1 protein-coding gene is annotated in these 4,332 nt (G+C 61.7%); it reads left to right on the forward strand.

The genetic code is table 11. The features are described from left to right. Positions 1 to 4,332, forward strand: a 4,332-nt coding sequence (locus tag MOV61_RS28680) for a toxin TcdB middle/N-terminal domain-containing protein (protein ID WP_309493872.1), incomplete at both ends; no start/stop codon positions are given.

Raw genomic sequence — 4,332 nt, forward strand, 5'->3', positions numbered from 1 at the left:
GGTTCGGGTGCCGAGGCGCTCGAGCCAGGGACAAGGACCGGGGCGGGGGCCGGCGCGTCATCGAACGACCGTGCGGTGGACCGGACGCTGGGGCTGGGAAAGCCGCAGGGCAATGGTTTGGGGGGCAGTGACGGCAAGGCCGCTGGCGTCGAAGATCAGACCGACAAGGCGGGTATAAGCGTGCCTGGAACGGCACTGGGCAAGCCGGCCGTTAAGCTGGGCGAAGACACACAGTCCGGCACGGCGGATGCCAGTGGCAAGGATGCCGATGGTGCGCTTGAGCCTCAGGCAATGTCGGCCATGGCCGCTGCAGCGGGATCCGCAGGCGGCGGCTCCTCCTTGAATGCGCCCGAAAAGGCGTCGATGCCCGAGATCACCGGCAATGGCTTCTTCACCCAGAAGATCGGCATCGAGGTTCCCGGCTTCCGCGGCCTGGAGCCGAAGCTTTCGCTGAACTACAGTTCGTCGCGCAAGACCCGGCTGGGCGGCCTTTACCAGGGCTGGCTCGGTTATGCCTGGGGGGTTGACGGTTTCGACGTGATCGAGCGGGCGACGCCCGGCTACGGTTATCCGTTCTTCGATGGCAATGACGTCTATCTGCTGAACGGCGAGGAACTGGTGCGTTGCGCCACCGGCATGGTGGCCGCCTCCTGCTCGGCCGGCGGCACGCATGTGACCGAGAACGAGAACTTCAAGCGGGTGATCTTCGATGCCACCGCCAACACGTGGACGGTGACCGACCGCGACGGAACGGTGTCGCTGTTTAAATCGGTGATGGCGATTGCCGGCAGCACGCCGGCGTCCGGCACGCCTGATTATCAGCTGCAGCATGACGGTCGCTTCCTGCTGTCGTCGGTGACCGACACCAACGGCAATGCCGTCAACTATGCCTATACCTGCCCGGACCTGCCGGTGTGTTATCCGTCGGTGGTCAGCTACGGCGGGATGAGCGTCAACTTCCATTACGAGGCGCGGCCGGACTACCTGGTGATGGCCAACGGCCTTGGGCTGTCCTATACCAAGCAGCGGATCAGAACGATCGCGGTGAAGGTCGGCGGGGAACTGCGATCGGCCTATACGCTGACCTACGACCAGGCGCCGTTCTCGAACGCCTCGCGGCTGACCAAGGTCGACCGCTACGGTGACGACGCCACCGTCTCCGCCGCCGGCGTCGTCACCGGAACCACATTCAAGACCATCAGGCAGATGACGTATGATAATGCCAACTTCAACTATGCGCCCCAGCAAGTAAGCCAGCTTATTGGGACGTATCCAACCGGGACTTTCGTTGGAGGAGTCAATCTCGATGTCGATTTTGATGGTCAGGATGAATCGTTTCAGATCTACCAGGAGACCCTTTGTGAGGGCTGCGGGGACGGCAACGATCCATCCACTGGCGGAGGTATTCGATACCATCTGGCCTTCACGAAACTTCTCGGCCCAAATTTGACGACACAGTCGGTCTTGACATCGACTCTGCCGGCCCTGACGCAGGTTTACGGCAATACTCCTGGAAGCCTCAGGTGGTTCGCCGGTCGCCACACCGCGGCAAATGGCAAGGATATCGTAATCGCCTCATCTTCCAGTACTTTTGAAGGGCCAGAGATCGTTACCCGGTGGCAGGATTTTGTCTATAAGGTTGGACCGAATTGGACGCTGACGCTGGAGGGGTGCGCGACGCCACCCTTCGTCACCGCCTGCAGCACTGCCCCTCATGAGGCTCCAAGTCTCGCCGGCCTTGTCTCATTGGATTTCGATGGAGATGGTGTCGACAACATCGCGTATGTCGGTGGCGATACTCCCTCAAGTGTGGGGGATTTCGCAGCAAACGGGCGTCAAAGCTTATTCCTCGTACACCCTAGCGCTCTCGTTTTGCGAAACGTCGATGGAGCCTGGATCGGCGCTCCGGCTGGCCCAAACTGCGGAACCCCCTTTATTTGCAGGTTGGGAGATCTCAACGGCGACGGCACGACCGACATCGTTTTCTGGAACGGATCCAATTCTCAGATGTGGCTCTCTACGGGCACAGGCTTTGTTTTGTCCGGCGGATTTTCCCTGAACAACGAAAGCTCGTTGCGAGATTTCGATAACGACGGAAAGTTCGAGTTCACGCATGACAGGATCGCTGTCTCCGGCATAGGGTTCGGTGCGGCCGGAATCCAGCATTTAGTGTCGAATTACGTCATCCCGCAGGGTTATTGGGCAGCGGGCGACTTCAATGGAGACGGTCTGCCTGAGGTGAGCGGTGATATCACCTTTATGTCGCAACCCGGTGACGGCAACCCGAACCTGTTGCGAACGGTGAAGCTGGAGACGGGCGGGACGGTTGGGGTGGATTACACGCCGTCGACGCGGTGGTCGAACGTGTTCATGCCGCAGGTGCTGCATGCGGTGACGCGGTTGCGGGTGTATGACGGGCGCGGGCAGGTGGCGGCGACCGACTATGCCTATGCAGGCGGCCTCTATGACCCGAAGGCGCGCAAGTTTTGGGGCTACAAGACGATCACGGTGACCAAACCCTTGGCCAATGGCGAGACGGCGCGCCCTGTGGTCGAGACGACCTACCGGCAGGACCTGGCAAGCTACGGCCTGCCGGAGAAGACGGTGACGCGCAATAGCGCCAACACCGCCTCGAAGACAGTGGCCGAGACCTATGTGGTCAATGCGGCGACCAAGCCGTACAAGGCGCTGAACACGGCCAGCGAGACGACGCTGACCGAGGCGGGGACCTCGCTTATCCTGCGCAAGGAACGGATCTTCGACGCCTATGGCAATATCAGCGAGATCCGCGATTTCGGCCGCAAGGACCTCGCCGGCGACGAGACCTGGACATTGGCGTCCTATACACCGAATACGGCGGCCTATATCGTCTCGCTGCCGAGGGCACGCAATATCCGCTCGGGCGGGTTCAGCACCTCCACGGATGTCTTTGAGCAGCATCAGACCCTGTACTACGACGGCAGCACGGATATCACGGCACCGCCGACCAAAGGCAATCTGACGATGCTCGGATCGTTCAAGTCATTCGAACCGACGCAGGCCTCCTATAATGAGCTGTTCACCTATGACGCTTACGGCAACCGGCTGTCACATGTGGACGGGGAGGGCAGCCGCACGGAGTGGGACTATGACCCGGACTATCACCTTCATGTGGTGGCGGAGCGGGCGCCGAAGTATTTTGCCACCGGCGGGCAACCGGCGGATGCGCGGTTCGTCTCGACCTTCACCAACGACTATGTCTGCGGCAAGCCGGCGCGCAAGATCGACTGGAACGGAGTGACGGAGACGTTCACCTATGATCCGTTCTGCCGGCCCTATGGCTATACGCATTGGGGCACCGGCAAATACGTCAACACCCGTTATGAGAACGAGGGCAATCCGGCATCCCAGGCGGTGGTCACTTATGAGCCGCTGGCGACGGGGACGGGCGATGTGTTCACCCGGACCTTCTACGACGGCCTCGGCCGGCCATGGCGGGTTCAGACGCCAGGCGAGACAGCCAGCGGCCAGCGGCGCATCACCGATACGAGCTATGATGCCCGCGGCAATGTCTGGCAGGCGGCCTTTGCCCGCTTTGCCGACGAGACGGCGCAATGGACGGTCAACAGCTACGACTGGCAGGACCGGGTGGTGAAGACCGTCAACCCGGACGCCTCGCAGCGGACCTATACCTACCTGGTCCAGCCGACCGCCATCACGGGTACGAGCAATCTGCCGGTGATGGATATCCGCATGACTGACGAGGAGAGTAAGCTCCGTCGCACGCTCACGGACAAGGACAACAATGTGATCCTGGCCTCCAGCCAATTGGCGGGGACCTGGGTCAACGAATACCGCAGCTATGATGTCGTGGGGCGGCTCAGGGGCGTGCGCGATGACGGCGGCGCCACCTGGACCTACACCTACGACCTCCTGGGCAACCGTCTGACGGCGAGTGACCCTGATCTCGGCGACTGGTCCTACACCTACGACAATGCCAACCGTCTGGTCAGCCAGACGGATGCCCGCGGCGCGGTGACGACGCTTGCCTATGATCAGATGGGCCGGCTGCTCACCAAGCAGGTGAAGGCGGCCGGCGAGACGACCGCCACGGTGACGGCTGCCAACACCTATGACACGGCCGACGCCGGCGTCGGATCGCCTCCGTTCCACAATGTCGGGCTTTTGACCAAGTCGGTGAACGGGGCAGCGACCCGGAGTTTTAGCCGCAGCCTGAGCGGGTCGACGACGGTGCTGACCACAACAACAGTGATCGACGGAGTGACGCATACGGTGGTGGAGACCAGGGGCAGGTCGGAGCAGACCCTGTCGATCGCCTATATGCCCGCGGCA

Source organism: Neorhizobium sp. BETTINA12A (assembly GCF_023006485.1).
Taxonomy (GTDB): Bacteria; Pseudomonadota; Alphaproteobacteria; order Rhizobiales; family Rhizobiaceae; genus Neorhizobium.